The following is a 15,591-nucleotide window of genomic DNA, read 5'->3' as shown; positions in this document are numbered from 1 at the left end:
GCGGGGGACGCAGGGGATGCGGGGGACGTGGGAGACCGGTGCCGGGGCGAACCGTCGTCGCGGCGGATGTTTCGGACGGGCGCCAGGGGCGAGAATGGCGCGCATGATCGTCCACTGCGCCATCTACCGGGACGGCCGCCCGGTCGCGACGCCCGCCGGGCCGGCCGGCTCCCTCGCCGCCGCGCGCAAGGCGGGGCGCGGCGGCTTCGTCTGGATAGGCCTGTTCGAGCCGACCGCCGAGGAACTCGACCAGGTCTCCGACGAGTTCGGCCTGCACCCGCTGGCCGTGGAGGACGCGGTCGGCGCCCACCAGCGGCCCAAGGTGGAGGCCTACCAGGACTCGCTGTTCGTCGCGCTCAAGACCCTCGGCTACCACCCCGGCGGCCACGCGGTGACCAGCGGCGAGGTGATGCTGTTCGTCGGCGACGACTTCGTGATGACCGTCCGGCACGGCGCCGACAGCCCGCTCGGCGACCTGAGGGCCGAGCTGGAGGAGCACCCGGAGGTGCTCAAGTACGGTCCGAGCGCCGTGCTGCACTCCGTCTGCGACGCGGTGGTGGACGGCTACGTGGACGTGGTGGTCGGGCTCCAGGCGGACCTCGACGAGCTGGAGGCCGACGTGTTCGCCCCCGGCCGGGTGGGCCGGGACGTCGCGAGCCGGATCTACGGCTACAAGCGGCAGCTGGTCACCGTCCGCCGGGCCACCGGCCCGCTGGTCGAGCCGATGATGCGGCTGGACCGCGGCGGGGTGCCCTACGTCCGCGCCGAGGCGCTGCCCTACCTGCGGGACGTCTCCGACCACCTGGCCCGGGCCAACGACCAGGTGGAGGGGATGGACCGGCTGCTCTCGGACATCCTCTCCGCCAACCTGGCGCAGGTCAGCGTGCAGCAGAACAACGACATGCGGAAGATCTCGGCCTGGGCGGCGCTGGCCGCCGTGCCGACGATGATCGCGGGCGTGTACGGGATGAACTTCGACCACATGCCCGAGCTGCACCAGGCCTGGGGCTACCCGGCGGCGGTGTCGCTGATGGTGGTGGTCTGTGTGCTGCTGCACCGGGTGTTCAAGCGGCACGACTGGCTGTAGGGCTCGCGCGGCAGTCCGTGCCCGGGTGGCGCCGCCGGTCGGACGGCGCCACCCGGGGTGCGGCGGTCAGGCCAGGCCGGCCCGCTCCAGCGCCGCGACGCCGGTGCGCAGCGCGGTGATCCGCTCGTCCAGGGTGAAGCCGGCCGGGGCCAGGGTGAGCGTGGTGACGCCCGCGTCGGCGTAGGCCTGCATCCGGTCGGCGATCCGGGCGGTGTCGCCGATCAGCGAGGTGGCGTCGATCAGCTCGTGCGGGACGGCGGCGGCCGCGCCCGCGTAGTCCCTGGCCAGGTAGCGCTCCTGGACCTCGTCGGCGGCCTGCTCGTAACCCATCCGCCGGGCCAGCTGGTTGTAGAAGTTCTTCTCCTTGCTGCCCATGCCGCCGATGTAGAGCGCGGTGTACGAGCGCTGCGAGTCGACGCCCGCCTTGATGTCCTCGCCGACCGCGATGGCAACGGTGGGGCAGACGTCGAAGCCCTCGAACTCCCGGCCGGTCCCGGCGCCGGCCCGGACCCGGCCGGCCTTCAGCGGGTCGAGGGAGAGCGCGGCGTGCGCCGGGTCGAAGAAGATGCCGAGCCAGCCGTCGGCGATCTCGCCGGTCTGCTCCAGGTTCTTCGGGCCGATGGCGGCGATGTACAGCGGGATGTGCTCGCGCACCGGGTGCACGGTGAGCTTGATCGGCTTGCCGGGGCCGCCGGGCAGCGGCAGCGTCCAGTGCTCGCCCTCGTGGACCAGCCGCTCGCGGGACATCGCCTTGCGGATGATCTCCACGTACTCCCGGGTGCGGGCCAGCGGCTTGTCGAACTTCACGCCGTACCAGCCCTCGGAGACCTGGGGGCCGGAGACGCCGAGGCCGAGCCGGAAGCGGCCGCCCGAAAGGGTGTCCAGGGTGGCGGCGGTCATCGCGGTCATCGCGGGGGTGCGGGCCGGGATCTGGAAGATCGCCGAGCCCACGTCGATCCGCTCGGTCCGGGCGGCGACGAAGGACAGCACGGTGGCCGCGTCCGAACCGTAGGCCTCGGCGGCCCAGCAGACCGAGTAGCCGAGCCGGTCGGCCTCCTGGGCGACGGCGATGTTGTCGGCGTCCATGCCGAGTCCCCAGTAGCCGAGGTTGATGCCGAGTCGCATGGGCACTGCCTTCCAGTCGGTTGTTTCGTGAGGGTAGCGGCGCGTCCGGCGGACATGCTACTGGCCGGTAGGAGTGGGCCGGGTCACATTCCGGCCGCGTGGCGGGAGCCGGGGTCGTCCTGCGGCGGGGGCCGGGGCGCGCCGCGTCGGGGGCCGGGGTCGTCCTGCGGGTCTGCACACCTGCCCGGGCACCGGCCGCTACGCTCAGCCGACGTGGAGGCGCCTCGCCCCACCTGCGCGTTCGTCCCCCGTCGTCCCGGCCGTGCGGCCGCGGTGCCGGCCGGTGGCGCCGCGCCGCCACCGCACCTACGGCCAGTAAGAGGGGCACGTCCGATGGAAAAGCGTCACCTCGGCCGCACCGGGCTGCAGGTCTCCCGGCTCGGCCTCGGCACCATGACCTGGGGCCGCGCCACCGACGAGCAGGAGGCCGCGGAGCAGCTCAAGGAGTTCGTCGACGCGGGCGGAAACCTCGTCGACACGGCCGACGTCTACGCCGACGGCGACGCCGAGTACCTGCTCTCCCGGCTGACCGACAGCCTCGTCCCCCGCTCCGACCTGGTCATCGCCACCAAGGCCGGCAGCGTCCCGGCCGCCCGCCGCTTCGACGGCTCGCGCGGACACCTGCTCGCCGCGCTCGACGCCTCGCTGCGCCGGCTCGGCACCGACTACGTCGACCTGTGGCAGGTGCACGCCTTCGACCCGGCCACCCCCGTCGAGGAGACCCTCAGCGCCCTCGACATCGCCGTCTCCTCCGGCCGGGCCCGCTACGTCGGGGTCTGCGACTTCAGCGGCTGGCAGCTGGCCAAGGCCGCCACCTGGCAGAACGCCCATCACGGGCGGGTGCCGCTGGCCGGGGCGCAGCTGGAGTACTCGCTGCTCCAGCGCGGCATCGAACGGGAGGCCCTGCCCGCCGCGAAGGACTCCGGGGTCGGGCTGCTCGCCGCCTCCCCGCTCGGGCGCGGCGTGCTGACCGGCAAGTACCGGCACGGCCTCCCGCAGGACTCGCGCGGCGCCTCGCCCTACCTGTCGGGGTTCGTCCAGCCGTACCTCGGGGAGCGTCCGCGGCGGATCGTGGACGCCGTCGCCACCGCCGCCGACGGGCTCGCCAGCAGCCCGCTGGCGGTCGCGCTCGCCTGGGTCCGGGACCGCCCCGGGGTGGCGAGCGCACTGGTCGGGGCCCGCACGGTGGCGCAGCTGCAGGCGGCGCTGTCGGTGGAGGCGCTTACGCTTCCGGAGGAGATCCGCGGTGCGCTCGACGACATCTCGGCGCCGGTCCACCGCTACCCCGACCAGGGGTGGAGCGAGCTGTAGCGGTCGCTCGACCCCGCGCCCGAGCCTGCCCGAACCGACCGACCGCCGAGCCGGCCGCCCAGAGCGGCCCCGGACCGGCCCGAACAGCCGACCGCCCGCAGCACGGGGCGGCCGGTACCCAGCAGTGGAGTTGAGCTTTTGTGGAGCGGACGATGACTGACGCGGAGAACGGCGCCCCGGAGGAGTCCTCGATGAGCCCGGACACGGGCGGCGCCGTGCCCGCACAGGCATCGGCGGAGCCGGGCCCGGCGGAGGCGGCGGCCGCGGCGGCCGACACGGACGCGGGCGCGGTGGACGGGGAGTCGGCCGACGCGGGGTCACCGGACGCGCCCGGTCCCGGCGGCGACGCCGCGGACCGGGCGGCCGCCGTCGCGGCGCTGGCCGAGCGGGTCCGCTCGGTGGGCCGCTCCGGCCCGAACGCCGCCGCGTCCTCGGCCTCCTCCCCCGCCTCCGCGCCGGAGGCCGGGGCGGCTCCCGCCACCCCCGCCGACGGCACCGGCACCGGCACCGACCGGGTGGTGACCGACGAGCAGCGGGCACAGGCGCTCCGCGCGACCGCCGAGGTGCTCGGCGCGGGCGGTGCCCCGGCCGAGCTGGCCGCCGCCGCGGTGTCGCTGTTCGGCGACGGCGCGGCCGAGCAGCTCCGCGAGGACCCGTGGGCCGTGCTCTCCCTGCCCGGTGTCCGCCCCGAGCACGCGGACGGCTTCGCCCGCGGCCTGCTCGGCCCGGCGGCCGGCCCGGGCGACCAGCGCCGCGCGCAGGCCCTGGTCGGCTGGTTGCTGGAGCAGGCGGCGCTGCGCGGCCACTCCGCCCTGGAGATCGGCGAGGTGACCGCCGGGCTGGAGCGCCTCGGGGTGCCGGACTCCGCCGCCGCCGTCCAGGCCGCGGTGCTCGACGGCCGGGCGATGCCGTTCCAGGAGGAACTCACCGGCGCCGAGGCGCACGCGGCGGGCGGGGACGACGAGGACGAGCCGCCGACCAGGACGCTGCTCGCCCTGGAGCGCCTCGCGCTGGCGGAGGAGAGTCTGGCGGACGGCCTGGTCCGGCTGATGTCCACCTTCGTGCCCGGCGAGGACCAGGAGGACCAGGAGGAGCAGGCGGAGCACGAGGAGTCCGCCGAGGGAGCCGCGGCCGACACCGTCGCGGAGGCTGCCGACAAGGACGCGGCGGAAGCGGCCGAGGACGCGGACGGCGCGGACGCGGAGGACGCCGCCGACGCCGCCCCGCAGGCACCCGCCGCGCCCGGCCCGGCCGCCTGGGAGGCCGCCGCCGAGGCCGCCCCGTCCTCCTCCGCGGCCGCCCTGGTCCGGGCTGCCGCCGGGAGCGCGCTCGTGCTGCACACCGGCGGCGAGGCCGCCCGCGCCGAACCGGCCGCCCTGCTGGCCGCGGCCACCGGCCTCGGGCTGCGCGCCTGGGCCGCCACCTGGACCGACCACGGCCGGGCCGCCTTCGCCGCGCTCGCCCCGCTCGCCGACACCCCGGCCCCCGCGCCCGTCGCCACGCTGGCCGAGCTGCTCGCCGGCGCCGCCGGTCCCGGCCGGTCCCCCGACGGCACGCTCGCACTCGACCTCCTGGTTGTGCTGGACGCCCCGCTGCTGGACGTCGAGCTGGCCGCCACCCTGCTGGAGTCGCTGGCCGACGGCACCCGCCTGGTGCTCAGCGGCGACCCGGGCCAGCTGTGGTCCGCCGGTCCCGGCCGGTTCTTCGCCGACCTGCTCACCGCCAAGGTCTGCCCGGCCGTCGCCTCCCGCACCCCGGACTTCGGCCCGATCGGCGAGCTGGTCTCCGGCGTCGGCATCGGCGAGCTCCAGCCGGTCGAGGCACCGGACAAGGAGGTGGTCATCCTGACCGCCAAGGACAGCGGGGAGGCCGTCCACCGCGCCGTCCAGCTGCTCACCGACTCCATCCCCCGCGCCCTCGGCATCCCGTCCGAGCAGGTCGTCCTGCTCACCCCGGGCCACGGCGGCGGGGCCGGCACCCGCGCGCTGAACGCGGCCGCCAAGGCCAGGCTCAACCCCGGCCCGGGCCGGTTCGCCGGCTTCGACCCGGGCGACCGGGTCGCCGACTCGCCCGCGCCCGGCCACACCCGGCTGGCCCGGGTGGTCGACGGCGACGCCGCCGGCCTGCACCTGGAGTACCCGGACGGCACCCGCCGCACCGTCGCGCCCGCCGACGCCCAGAAGCTGCGGCACGGCTGGGCGCTGACCGTCCACCAGGCGGTCGGCCGGCACTGGCCGGGCGCGGTGGTGGTCGTGCCGGACGACGCGGCGGCGGCGCTCAGCCGGCAGTGGGTGTACACCGCGTTCGGCCGGGGCGAGCGGCACCTCTCGGTGGTCCACGCCGCCGGACCGGCGCTCCCGCAGGCCGTCGCCGAGCGCCCGGCCGCGCCGCGCACCACGCGGCTGCGCGCGATCCTCGCCGAGAACGCCGCGCAGGAGTACTGACGGGCCGGACGGCGTCCGGTCCGCACGGAGGGCCCCCGGGTACGTCCTCGGACGTACCCGGGGGCCCTCCGGCCTTCGCGCGCGCCACCGGCCGGGGCGACCTCCCGGTCCCCGCGCCATGAACAGGATTCATCGTTCCGGTAGAAAGCAAGCCTTGGACGCATGGCACCGGGCCGACGGAGGGTGAGGACGTCCCCCGGCGCGCACCTCCGCGCCGGCCGCACCCCGAGAGGAACGTCCGAAATCATGCGTCCGAAGCGCCGCTTCCGCCCCGCCTCCGCCACCCTGGCCGGCTCCCTGGCCGCCCTGCTCGCCGCCGGCGCCGTGCTCGGCGGTGCGACCGCCGCCACCGCCCGCGACTCCGCCGACCGGGGCTCCGCCTCCGGGGCGGACCGGGCCTGGCGGCTGGTGGACCGCTCGCCCGACCTCGTCCGGCCCCTGGCGCTCACCGTGGACGGCTCGCTGGGGGCCCGCCGGGCCGCGCAGGAGATCCGGCTGGCCCAGCAGCTCTACACCTTCTGGAACACCGGGGAGCAGCGCTACCTGGACGCCGCCGTCGACCGGGACTTCCGGGACAACACCCTCCCGGCCGGGCGGCCGCAGGGCCCCACCGGCCCGGCCGTCGCCTCGCGCGCCTTCCGGGCGGCCGTGCCCGACCTCCGCTGCGAGCTGGCCGACCTCCTGGTCACGGGGGACAAGCTCACCGCCCGGCTGGTGTTCCGGGGGCACTTCACCGGGGTGTTCCAGGGGCGGGCCGGTCGCGGGCAGGCCGTGGAGTTCGCCGCGATCGACATCCAGCACGTCGGCGCGCGGCGGATCACCGAGGACTGGCACATCGAGGACAACACCACCCTCCTCGCCCAGCTCGGCGCCGCCGCCGGCTGAGCGGGCCCCGCCCCGCGCGCGCCGGGCGCGCGGGGCGGACACGGGACAGCGGTCAGTCGTCGAGGTCCTCGTCGTCGTAGACCTCGCTGACGTCGAAGCGGCAGATCAGCAGCTGCGGGTCCGCGTGCTCGAACGGCTCCGGCAGCCACTCCCCCGGCTCGCTCGGCTCGGCCGCCGCCACCCAGAGCGTCGAGTCGCCCTCCTCCAGCCCGAACTCCTCGCTGCGGGCGGCGATCTCGTCCGGCTCGAACTCGCCGAACAGCACGCCGATCGCCGCGTTCACCCCGTCGCCCGCGGCCCCCTCCGGGGTCAGCGAGTCGTCCAGCCGCTCGGCCTGGGCACGCAGCCGCTTCGGGTCGACGATGTGGTAGTCGCGGCGGATCAGCACGCTGATCGCCTCGGGCTGTTCGGGCCCGTGGAACCCGCCCGGGCCCTCGTCGCCGGGGACCTCGAAGGGGGTCACCTCGTCGTAGACCTCGTACAGGAGTTGGTCGTACGCGATGGCCGCCGTCGCGAGCTGCTCGTAGGCGGTGGACACAGCGGAATCGTCCGCTGCGCTGGGGCTTGACACCGCTTCCAGATGACGGTCGATGGCGGCCTTGACCGCCTCGGCGGCGGCGCGTACCTCGGCAATGGTGGGCTGCGCGGCATCAGACATGGTGCAGACGCTATCTCCCCCCGGTGCCGGTACGCACAGCGGTTGTCACCTACACACGCGATTTCACCGCAACTTCCCCCTTGATGTCCGTTCCGCATGCATCTGTCCCCCGTCGGGAAGCGCTCCACGGCGCACGCCGGGCGCACGCGCGAGCCCGCCCCGGAGCCGCTTCGCCCGGCGCGCCCGGGGTATGCCGACCACAGGAGCAACGGAACTGATGTCCAGTCAGTCAGGTGCGGGTCGGGGCGGCCGAAAATACCCGGGCCCGCTGTCGGGGGCAGGCCGTAGGCTTGCTCGGAGGCGTCCCACAGGAGGAGCATTTTGACCCCACCGAAGCTGGTCCGGCAGCCGGAGTACGAGTACCAGTCGCTGCGCATGCCGCGCGGGACGTCCCGCAACGCGGCACGCCAACTCCTCACCGATCATGCCGAGTACGGGCACTGGGAGCTGGACCGGCTCCGACTGCTCCCGGACGGCAGCCGAACGGTGCTGCTGCGCCGGCGGATCATCCGGCAGGTTCGGAGCTGGTGACGGTCCGAGGCCGATGACGCACCGGGCTCGATGACGGGCCGGTGACGGAGCGGGGCCGGTGACGGCGGCCGTACGGGCCGGGGTGCCGCAGGGGTGCCGCATCCCGGCCCGCGCCCGCCTCCCGGCCCGGCTCCGCCCCCTGTCGGGCCCTCTGGACTCCGTGACAGCACGGCACCGGCCCCGGGCCTTGGGGCCCGGGGCCGGTGTGCCGGGGAGTCCGGCGCCGTCGGTGCTCAGCGAGCGCCGGCGCGGGCGCGGCGGTAGAGCACGCCGCCGCCGATCAGCAGGGCCAGACCGGCCGCGCCGAGCAACTCGGTGTCACCGGCGCCGGTGGAGGCGAGCTGGCTGCCGGCCGTAGCGGCGGTCGGGGCCGCGGACGGGCTTCCGGTGCGCGCGGCCGCCGGGCGGGCCTGACCCGCCGGACCGCCCTGCTGCACACCGGCGGCACTGCCCGGGGTGGCGGCCGCTCCGCTCGCGGAGCCGCCCGTCGCCCCGTTGCCGGACGGGGTGGCCTCCGACGGGCCGCCGTTCCTGGGCGTGCCGGTCGTGGTCTCGCCGCTGCTCGGGGTCTGGGTGACCGGCGGCGTGGACGGGTGGCCGGTGGCGGGCGGCGGCGGGTTGTGCGAGCCGTGCTCCTCCGGGCAGTCGTCGTCGGGCGTGGCGGGCGGAGCGGTGTGCGCGGGCGCGGCCGTGTTGGCGCAGTCGTTGCCGAACGCCGGATTGGCGGCGCCGACCACGTCGACCGAGTTGCCGCAGGCGTTGACGGGGATGTGCACCGGAGCCTGGACGCTGTTCCCGGCGGCGACACCGGGTGAGCCGGTGGCCGCACCCGAGGCGCTCGCGCCCGAGGCCGACTTGCCGCCGCCCGCGTGCGCACCGCCGTGACGCCCGGAGGCGTTGGCGCAGTTGTTGCCGTACGCCGGGTTCAGCACGCCGACCACGTCGACCGTGTTGCCGCAGGCGTTGATCGGCACTTCCACCGGCACCTGCACCGAGTTCCCGGAGGCGACACCCGGCGAACCCACTGCCGCGCCCTCCGCCCCGGCGGTCGCGCTGGCGTAGCCGGCTGTCGAGGCCAGCACACTGCCGGTGGCCACGGCCGTGAGGAGCCCCTTCTTGGCTGCGTTCCTCATATTTTCCCCTGACATTTCGAGACGACGTGACGACCTTCCGAAAGTCGGAATTTCCGATTGGGCGGAGAGGTCCTCGGCTGCATGGGAGAAAACGAAGCAACCCGCAAGGAGGTTGAGCCGTGCAGCCCCCATTCACTCTTTCGAGGGATGTCATGGGTCGCGCCGGGGGCGGCCCCGGAAACGCAGGCGCCCCCGGCGCGGCGCGTCCGCCGCCCGGGGGCCCGACTCAACGACCGATCGAGGATCAGACGTTCGCGCAGTGGTTGCCGAACGCCGGGTTCAGCACGCCGATCACACTGATGGTGTTGCCGCACACGTTGACCGGGATGTGCACCGGGATCTGGATCTGGTTGCCGGAAACGACGCCCGGGGAACCGGCGGCCACGCCCTCGGCACCGGCCCCACCGTGGGCGGAGGCCACACCGGCGACGGCGAGCACCAGGCCACCGGTGGCGGCGGTCACGGCAGCGATCTTCTTGACCTTCATCATTCCTCCTGTATGAACACCCGGATATCGGCTCCGGGCCATCACAGGGAGCAACGAGATTGCGGCAAACGGGGTACGGAACAGACGTTGCATTCACCCGGACCGGTGATACGACGAACAGGTCATCGAACCGCCGGGCCGGCATCCGTCCGGAAATGCGGGAGCCGCACGGTGGTCCACCGTGCGGCTCCCGTGCGGCTCCCGTCCCGATCAGCGGGCCGGTCGGCAGGGCCGGTCAGCAGGGCCGGTCAGCAGGCGTCGAGGAACCGGTCCAGCACCCGCACCCCGAACTTCAGGCCGTCCACCGGCACCCGCTCGTCCACCCCGTGGAACATCCCGGCGAAGTCCAGCTCCGGCGGCAGCTGGAGCGGGGCGAAGCCGAAGCAGCGGATCCCGAGGTCCTGGAAGGACTTGGCGTCCGTCCCGCCGGACAGGCAGTACGGCACCGCACGGGCGATCGGGTCCTCGGCGCGCAGCGCGGTCTGCATAGCCTCGACCAGGGCCCCGTCGAAGCTCGTCTCGATCGCCTTGTCCGAGTGCAGGCTCTCCCGCTTCACCCGCGGGCCGAGCACGCTGTCCAGCTCGGCCAGGAACTCCTCCTCGTAGCCGGGCAGGAAGCGGCCGTCCACGTGCGCGGTGGCCTGGCCGGGGATTACGTTCACCTTGTAGCCGGCGCCGAGCATGGTCGGCTGGGCGGTGTTGCGCAGCGTGGTGCCGATCATCTTGGCGATGCCGCCGAGGACCCGGAGCGTCTCGTCCATGTTCTCCGGGTCGAGCTCGACGCCGAGCGCGTCCGACAGCTCGTCCAGGAAGGCCCGGACGGTCTTGGTGATGCGCAGCGGGAACTCGTGCCGCCCGAGGCGGGCCACCGCCTCGCACAGCTCGGTGATGGCGTTGTCGTTGTTCTCCATCGATCCGTGCCCGGCCCGGCCCTCGACCGTGAGCCGCATCCAGTGCATGCCCTTCTCGGCCGTCTCGATCAGGTAGAGCCGGTTCCGGTCGTTGACGGTGAAGGAGAAGCCGCCGACCTCGCCGATCGCCTCGGTCACGCCCTCGAAGAGCCCCGGGTGCTTGTCCACCAGGTACCGCGCGCCGTAGGTGCCGCCCGCCTCCTCGTCGGCGAGGAAGGCCAGCACCAGGTCGCGCGGGGGCTTGCGGCCGGTGCGCAGCCGGTCGCGCACCACCGCCAGGGTCATCGCGTCCATGTCCTTCATGTCGACCGCGCCGCGTCCCCAGACGCAGCCGTCCGCGATCTCGCCGGAGAACGGGGCGTACGTCCAGTCCGCCGCGTTGGCCGGCACGACGTCGGTGTGCCCGTGGATCAGCAGGCCCGGCCGGGACCGGTCCTCGCCCTCGATCCGGACGACGGTGGAGGCCCGCCCCTTGGCGGACTCGATGATCTGCGGTTCGAGGCCGAACTCCGCGAGCTGCTCGGCGACGTACTCGGCCGCCTTCCGCTCGCCCGGACCGGAACCGTCACCGTAGTTACTGGTGTCGATCCGGATCAGATCGCGGCAGATGTCGGCGACCTCGGACTCCCCCGTCACCTTCGACTCGCTCCGCTCGCTCACGGTCACTCCTCGTCTCTGGCCCGCGCCGGCACCCCAGCGCCGCCCCAGGACCTGCACCCGGGTCGCACGAGCACGTCCACCCATCCTCTCCCAGCCCCCGACCCGGATCCACCCCCAGGAAACACGCCGACACACCGCCGCAACCCCCACTCCCCCGCCCTGGCCCGTTTTGGGACCGACAGCGGATCACTGCTACAGTTACATCTGTCAGCGCGGCCGACGAACAGAAGGAAGCCGCGAGGACAACACCCCGTCCGGGTGGCGGAATGGCAGACGCGCTAGCTTGAGGTGCTAGTGCCCTTTATCGGGCGTGGGGGTTCAAGTCCCCCCTCGGACACAGCGGAAGGCCCCAGATTCGTCTGGGGCCTTTTTCGTTCTCCCCAGCGGCGTGACCGACCGCGTGACCAACCGGCGTGACCGCTGCGGGAGCACGGGCGCACCGCGAAAAGGGGCCCCGGATTCGTCCGGGGTCCCTTTTCGTTCTCCGCGCCGCCCGCGCGAGCGGGGTGCGGGGTGGTCGCCGGTCAGGCGGCGTGGGCGGTGACGGTGACGGCGGTTTCGGCGAGGAAGAAGCGGCCCTGGGCGGCGGCGAGGTGGACGGCGGTGTGCCAGGCCTCGATCTCCGCCGGGGAGAGGGTGCCCCGGCCCTCCTCGGCGGCGGTGGTCAGGGCGTGGCGGATGCCCTCGATCCGGCGGGCGGCGTGGCCGGTCAGCTCGGTGGAGCTGGTGACGACCGGGTGGACCCGGCCGAGCCGCAGCGGGGAGTTCCGGACCAGGCCCGGGAGCTTGCGGCCGATCCGCCCGTCCACGTGGTCCATCCACGGCTGCTGGTCGTCGGTGAAGGCGTGGCAGATCCGCCGGTCGAGGTCACGGTCCGCGCCGGCGATCACCAGTGAGTCGAAGTCGACGTGTGCCAGGACCGCCCGGCCGCCGGGCCGCAGCACCCGGGCGGTCTCGGCGAGCAGCGCGGCCGGGTCCGGCAGGCATTCGAGCACGTTGTAGGAGACCGCGGCGTCGAGGTCGTGGTCAGGCAGCGGGAGCGGCCGCGCCAGGTCCGAGGTCTCGACGGCGATGCCGCCCGGGTGGTCCGCGAGCAGGTGCCGGGCGGTGGTGACGCTGTCTGCCGAGTGGTCGAGGCCGAGCAGCCGGGCGTCGGGGTGGCGGCGGGAGAAGACGGCCAGGGTGGGGCCGGTGCCGCAGCCGAGGTCGAGCACCCGCCCGCCCGGGCGCAGTGCCGCCTCGTCCACCAGGTACTCGTGTATCGGCTCGTCGGCTTCCGACATGTGTTCCCCCTCGGTGTCCGGCCTGTTCTACCACCGGGCGCCGACGGCGGGCACGGGGTTTTCAGCGGGCGGCCCAGACCGGGCAGCGGGGGTGGTGGCGGTGGGTGCGGATGACCGTCCCGCCGAGCGAGCGGCGCTCGGTGGTGGAGACGGCGCAGCAGGCGGCGGCCGGCGGGGCGCACGGTGCGGGCGCGGACCCGGGCGCGCTCGACCCGGACGCGTTGGGCCCGGATGCGTTGGGCCCGGACGCGCTCGGCGGGGGCGTGGGCAGCGGGCGGCGGGGGTGGCGGTCGGTGGGGCGCCGGTCGGTGGAACGGCGGTCGGTGGAGCGGCGGCCGCGGCGGTGCGGCGAGGAGGTGGTCATGGGAGCGGGATTGCCCGGGGTGACGACCCTGAACCTCGGATTGATTCGAAGGAGTGGAAAAGCCGGATCGGTATTGACGTGGGGCGTCGGCGGGCCCTCAGGCGGCCCGCGGGGCCCCCTGCGGGGCGTCCGGCTTCGGTGTGTCCGGCTTCGGCGCACGCCGCTCGAGGTGCCCGCGCAGCAGTTCGCCGACCACGAAGGAGGTCACGGCGGTCACCAGTATCAGCGGGAGCGAGTCGGGTGCGTCCGGCCCCAGCAGTTCGGCCGCCAGCACCGTGCTGGTGACCGGCAGCCGGGTGACCGAGGTGGCCGCGGCGGCCAGGCCGACGGCCAGGCCCGACTCGACGCCGAGGCCGGGCAGCGGGCCGCAGGCCACCCCGAGGGCGGCGCCGATCAGCACCGCAGGGAAGATCGGGCCGCCGCGCAGGCTGCCCAGGGCGATGCCCCAGGCGGCCGTCTTGCAGAGCGTCAGCATCAGCAGGGCGAAGACCGACCAGGCCGCCGGATTCGCGGCCAGGGTCCCCAGGGTGGCCTGGCCGGAGAGCGCCGCCTCCTCCGGCGAGCGGCCCGTCAGCAGCGCGTACGCGGCGATACAGCCGCCCACCGCGACCGCGCACAGCACCGTGCGCAGGGCCGTCTGCCGGGTCGTCGGCGTCGGCACGGCCCGCCCCGGGTCGCCGACGGTGAACGCCTTGACCCGGTGGCCGAGCAGCTGACCGGACACGCAGACCAGGGTGACCGCGACCGCGACCGGCAGGCCCCACAGGAAGTCGCCCGGGTCGGGGATCCCGGCGGGCGGTTCCGAGGGCAGCGACAGCGCACCCACCGAGAGCCCGGTCCAGTGGCCGAAGCCGGTGAACACCAGCGCCCCGACCCCGCTCGCCAGCAGGCAGGGCATGATCAGCAGCAGGAGTTGCGGCCCGCCCAGGCCGGCCGCCTCGATCATCATCACGGCGGCCACCAGCGGGCTGCCGAAGATGGTGGAGATCGCCGCGGCCGAACCGGCGGCCCCGAGCACCGGCACCAACTGGGGCCGGGCCGCGCGGCGGGACGGCCGGACGGCGAGCAGCGCCAGTCCGCCGCCCATCGCCATCAGCGGCGCCTCCGGGCCGAGCACCGCGCCGAGCGGCAGACAGGCGAGTGCGGCCAGCACGACGCCGGGCACGGCCCTCGGCGGGACGGGCGGCCCGCCCATACCGTCCACCGGGATGTGGCCGCCGCGCCCGGGCACCCGGGTGACGATCGGCGCGAGCAGCAGTCCGGCCAGCAGCAGCGCGGGCAGCGGCCACCACCAGGGGGCACGGTCGAGGCCGAGGGCGTCGGGCAGGCTCTCCCAGACCCAGTGCTGGAGCTGGTGCTCCAGACCGACGAACCAGAAGGCGGCCAGCGAGACCGGGACGCCGACCAGGGCGGAGATCACCAGGAGGCCGAGGTAGCCCTTGGTGCGCAGCACGCCGTGCAGGGTGGGGGCCGGCCGTGCGGGGGCCGCTTGGGCGGGAGGGGGCGGCGGCCCGGTGCCCGCCGTCGGGTCGGGCCTCGCCGTCGGGTCCTCGCTCCCGCTCGGACCGCCGCTCGGCTCGGGCATCGTCCGCCTCCGTCGCGTTCCCCGCGCCGGTCCGGCTCCGGCCACGTCCTGCGACCGAGTCTCGCCCGGCACCGGGGGCCGCGCACGGCAGCCGCGGGTCCGGGCCCGGCGCGTCCCGCAGGGCCTGCGCCATCAGGGTGAGGGGGCCCGCAGGCGGACCGGTCAGTCCTGGGGGACCCGGCGGGGGTCGCCGAGGGCGCTCTCGATGCCCTGGACCATCCGCCAGAGCGGCGCGCGGCGGCTGGCGACCAGCACCACGACGTCGTCCTGCTCCCCCGGGCCGTCGCCGTCCGCCGCCTGGTCGGCGCCGGCGGGGCGCTCGCCCCAGGTGTCGGTGACGAAGGCCATCGCCCGGTCCACCTCGGTCACCCAGTCGCTCTCGCCGCCGGAGCGGAGCCAGGTGCGCAGGGCGTGGTTGTGCGCGGAGACCACGGCGGCGGCGACCACGTCGGCCCGCAGCGGCCCGTCCGGGCGCCCGGCGAACCGGCCGCGCAGGTAGTGCGCGAGGGTGTGCTCGTAGCGCCAGACGACGGACAGCTCGTAGGCGCGCAGGCCCGGCACCTTGCGGGTCAGGCGGTAACGCTGGACGGAGAAGGAGGGCTGTTCGGCGTACATCCGCAGGACCAGTCGGGCCGCGTCGCAGGCGTGCCGGACCGGGTCCTCCTCGCCGCTGCCGGACTCCAGGAACTCCGTCATCTCGGCGAGGCCGCGCTCGTGGTCGGGGAAGACCACGTCCTCCTTGGCCGGGAAGTAGCGGAAGAAGGACCGCCGGCCGACCCCGGCGAGCGAGACGATGTCGTCGATCGTGGTCTGCTCGAAGCCGCGCTCCAGGAAGAGCTCGAAGGCCGCGGCAACCAGCGCCTCACGCATCGCGGGCTTCGGTTGCCCGTCGTTCATCGGTTGGTCCTGCTCTTCCTTCTCGCTCATTCCCGGAACATAGCATCGGCCTCGAACACCCGGACCGGCCCGTGTGCGGCCGTGGTCCGGGTGCCCGAGGACGGGCCCCGACGGGTCGGGAGGGGTGGGGTTACGGGAGGTTGCGGGCCATCACGATGCGCTGGATCTGGTTGGTGCCCTCGTAGATCTGCGTGATCTTCGCGTCCCGCATCATCCGCTCCAACGGATAG

At 74.9% G+C, this 15,591-nt stretch carries 15 protein-coding genes and 1 tRNA gene; 6 read left to right on the top strand and 10 right to left on the bottom strand.

Going from position 1 to position 15,591, the window contains the following annotated elements; all coding sequences use genetic code 11:
• The first annotated feature begins 94 nt into the window (after positions 1-94).
• A complete protein-coding gene (locus IF01_RS0125570; RefSeq protein ID WP_030395886.1) occupies positions 95-1,087 on the top strand; it encodes a magnesium and cobalt transport protein CorA in 993 nt (330 codons plus the stop codon).
• 66 nt (positions 1,088-1,153) lie between these two features.
• On the opposite strand, the gene IF01_RS0125565 is transcribed toward IF01_RS0125570, so the two are convergent.
• Positions 1,154-2,212 (bottom strand): LLM class F420-dependent oxidoreductase, encoded by a 1,059-nt coding sequence (locus IF01_RS0125565; RefSeq protein WP_030395885.1) that lies wholly within the window; start codon positions 2,210-2,212, stop codon positions 1,154-1,156.
• 333 nt (positions 2,213-2,545) lie between these two features.
• Between IF01_RS0125565 and IF01_RS0125560 the strand changes: the two genes are divergently transcribed.
• The 3 genes from IF01_RS0125560 (at position 2,546) to IF01_RS0125550 (ending at position 6,852) form a co-directional block, all read left to right on the top strand.
• Positions 2,546-3,523: an aldo/keto reductase gene (locus IF01_RS0125560; protein WP_030395884.1), complete on the top strand. Its 978-nt coding sequence runs from the start codon at positions 2,546-2,548 to the stop codon at positions 3,521-3,523.
• A 152-nt stretch (positions 3,524-3,675) separates the two neighbouring features.
• A complete protein-coding gene (locus tag IF01_RS0125555) occupies positions 3,676-5,967 on the top strand; it encodes an ATP-binding domain-containing protein (protein WP_037781154.1) in 2,292 nt (763 codons plus the stop codon).
• Between the two features lie 246 nt (positions 5,968-6,213).
• Entirely contained in the window at positions 6,214-6,852 is a 639-nt protein-coding gene (locus IF01_RS0125550; protein ID WP_037781153.1) for an ester cyclase, read from the top strand.
• 52 nt (positions 6,853-6,904) lie between these two features.
• Here the strand turns inward: IF01_RS0125550 and IF01_RS0125545 are convergent, their stop codons facing one another.
• Positions 6,905-7,510 (bottom strand): hypothetical protein, encoded by a 606-nt coding sequence (locus IF01_RS0125545; RefSeq protein WP_030395881.1) that lies wholly within the window; start codon positions 7,508-7,510, stop codon positions 6,905-6,907.
• Between the two features lie 336 nt (positions 7,511-7,846).
• Here IF01_RS0125545 and IF01_RS42280 point away from each other — a divergent pair, with 336 nt between their 5' ends.
• Positions 7,847-8,041: a DUF5703 family protein gene (locus IF01_RS42280; RefSeq protein ID WP_255360265.1), complete on the top strand. Its 195-nt coding sequence runs from the start codon at positions 7,847-7,849 to the stop codon at positions 8,039-8,041.
• A 233-nt stretch (positions 8,042-8,274) separates the two neighbouring features.
• On the opposite strand, the gene IF01_RS0125535 is transcribed toward IF01_RS42280, so the two are convergent.
• The 3 genes from IF01_RS0125535 to IF01_RS0125525 form a co-directional block, all read right to left on the bottom strand.
• Entirely contained in the window at positions 8,275-9,174 is a 900-nt protein-coding gene (locus tag IF01_RS0125535; RefSeq protein WP_030395880.1) for a chaplin, read from the bottom strand.
• 244 nt (positions 9,175-9,418) lie between these two features.
• Positions 9,419-9,664 (bottom strand): chaplin, encoded by a 246-nt coding sequence (locus tag IF01_RS0125530; protein ID WP_030395879.1) that lies wholly within the window; start codon positions 9,662-9,664, stop codon positions 9,419-9,421.
• Between the two features lie 245 nt (positions 9,665-9,909).
• On the bottom strand, positions 9,910-11,232 hold the full coding sequence (locus tag IF01_RS0125525) for a M20/M25/M40 family metallo-hydrolase (protein WP_030395878.1): 1,323 nt from the start codon (positions 11,230-11,232) through the stop codon (positions 9,910-9,912).
• Between the two features lie 252 nt (positions 11,233-11,484).
• On the opposite strand from IF01_RS0125525, the gene IF01_RS0125520 reads away from it, so the two are divergent.
• Positions 11,485-11,569, top strand: a tRNA-Leu gene (locus IF01_RS0125520).
• 187 nt (positions 11,570-11,756) lie between these two features.
• On the opposite strand, the gene IF01_RS0125515 is transcribed toward IF01_RS0125520, so the two are convergent.
• From IF01_RS0125515 to IF01_RS45880, 5 genes are all read right to left on the bottom strand, one after another.
• Complete coding sequence (locus IF01_RS0125515) at positions 11,757-12,515, bottom strand: methyltransferase domain-containing protein (RefSeq protein WP_030395877.1); 759 nt, start codon at positions 12,513-12,515, stop codon at positions 11,757-11,759.
• Positions 12,516-12,576: 61 nt separating this feature from the next.
• On the bottom strand, positions 12,577-12,879 hold the full coding sequence (locus tag IF01_RS0125510; RefSeq protein WP_030395876.1) for a hypothetical protein: 303 nt from the start codon (positions 12,877-12,879) through the stop codon (positions 12,577-12,579).
• A gap of 97 nt (positions 12,880-12,976) precedes the next feature.
• Positions 12,977-14,464: a chloride channel protein gene (locus IF01_RS0125505; RefSeq protein WP_078880291.1), complete on the bottom strand. Its 1,488-nt coding sequence runs from the start codon at positions 14,462-14,464 to the stop codon at positions 12,977-12,979.
• Positions 14,465-14,626: 162 nt separating this feature from the next.
• A complete protein-coding gene (locus IF01_RS0125500) occupies positions 14,627-15,334 on the bottom strand; it encodes a TetR family transcriptional regulator (protein WP_078880313.1) in 708 nt (235 codons plus the stop codon).
• A 157-nt stretch (positions 15,335-15,491) separates the two neighbouring features.
• Positions 15,492-15,591 (bottom strand): acyl-CoA dehydrogenase family protein (locus tag IF01_RS45880; RefSeq protein WP_157855345.1); only part of this gene is annotated, 100 nt, incomplete at its 5' end.

The organism is Kitasatospora purpeofusca (assembly GCF_000718025.1).
Lineage (GTDB): Bacteria > Actinomycetota > Actinomycetes > Streptomycetales > Streptomycetaceae > Kitasatospora > Kitasatospora purpeofusca.
The sequence above is the reverse complement of the archived record's forward strand: the minus strand, read 5'-3'. Positions and strand labels throughout refer to the sequence as shown.

What these genes read in the sequence shown, in the direction of transcription:
- IF01_RS0125570 (WP_030395886.1), top strand. Translation starts at nt 95, where the DNA reads ATGGCGCGCATGATCGTCCACTGCGCCATCTACCGGGACGGCCGCCCG.
- IF01_RS0125505 (WP_078880291.1), bottom strand. Translation starts at nt 14,464, where the DNA reads ATGCCCGAGCCGAGCGGCGGTCCGAGCGGGAGCGAGGACCCGACGGCG.
- IF01_RS0125555 (WP_037781154.1), top strand. Translation starts at nt 3,676, where the DNA reads ATGACTGACGCGGAGAACGGCGCCCCGGAGGAGTCCTCGATGAGCCCG.
- IF01_RS0125545 (WP_030395881.1), bottom strand. Translation starts at nt 7,510, where the DNA reads ATGTCTGATGCCGCGCAGCCCACCATTGCCGAGGTACGCGCCGCCGCC.
- IF01_RS0125500 (WP_078880313.1), bottom strand. Translation starts at nt 15,334, where the DNA reads ATGCGTGAGGCGCTGGTTGCCGCGGCCTTCGAGCTCTTCCTGGAGCGC.
- IF01_RS0125550 (WP_037781153.1), top strand. Translation starts at nt 6,214, where the DNA reads ATGCGTCCGAAGCGCCGCTTCCGCCCCGCCTCCGCCACCCTGGCCGGC.
- IF01_RS0125515 (WP_030395877.1), bottom strand. Translation starts at nt 12,515, where the DNA reads ATGTCGGAAGCCGACGAGCCGATACACGAGTACCTGGTGGACGAGGCG.
- IF01_RS0125560 (WP_030395884.1), top strand. Translation starts at nt 2,546, where the DNA reads ATGGAAAAGCGTCACCTCGGCCGCACCGGGCTGCAGGTCTCCCGGCTC.
- IF01_RS0125530 (WP_030395879.1), bottom strand. Translation starts at nt 9,664, where the DNA reads ATGATGAAGGTCAAGAAGATCGCTGCCGTGACCGCCGCCACCGGTGGC.
- IF01_RS0125535 (WP_030395880.1), bottom strand. Translation starts at nt 9,174, where the DNA reads ATGAGGAACGCAGCCAAGAAGGGGCTCCTCACGGCCGTGGCCACCGGC.
- IF01_RS0125510 (WP_030395876.1), bottom strand. Translation starts at nt 12,879, where the DNA reads ATGACCACCTCCTCGCCGCACCGCCGCGGCCGCCGCTCCACCGACCGC.
- IF01_RS0125565 (WP_030395885.1), bottom strand. Translation starts at nt 2,212, where the DNA reads ATGCGACTCGGCATCAACCTCGGCTACTGGGGACTCGGCATGGACGCC.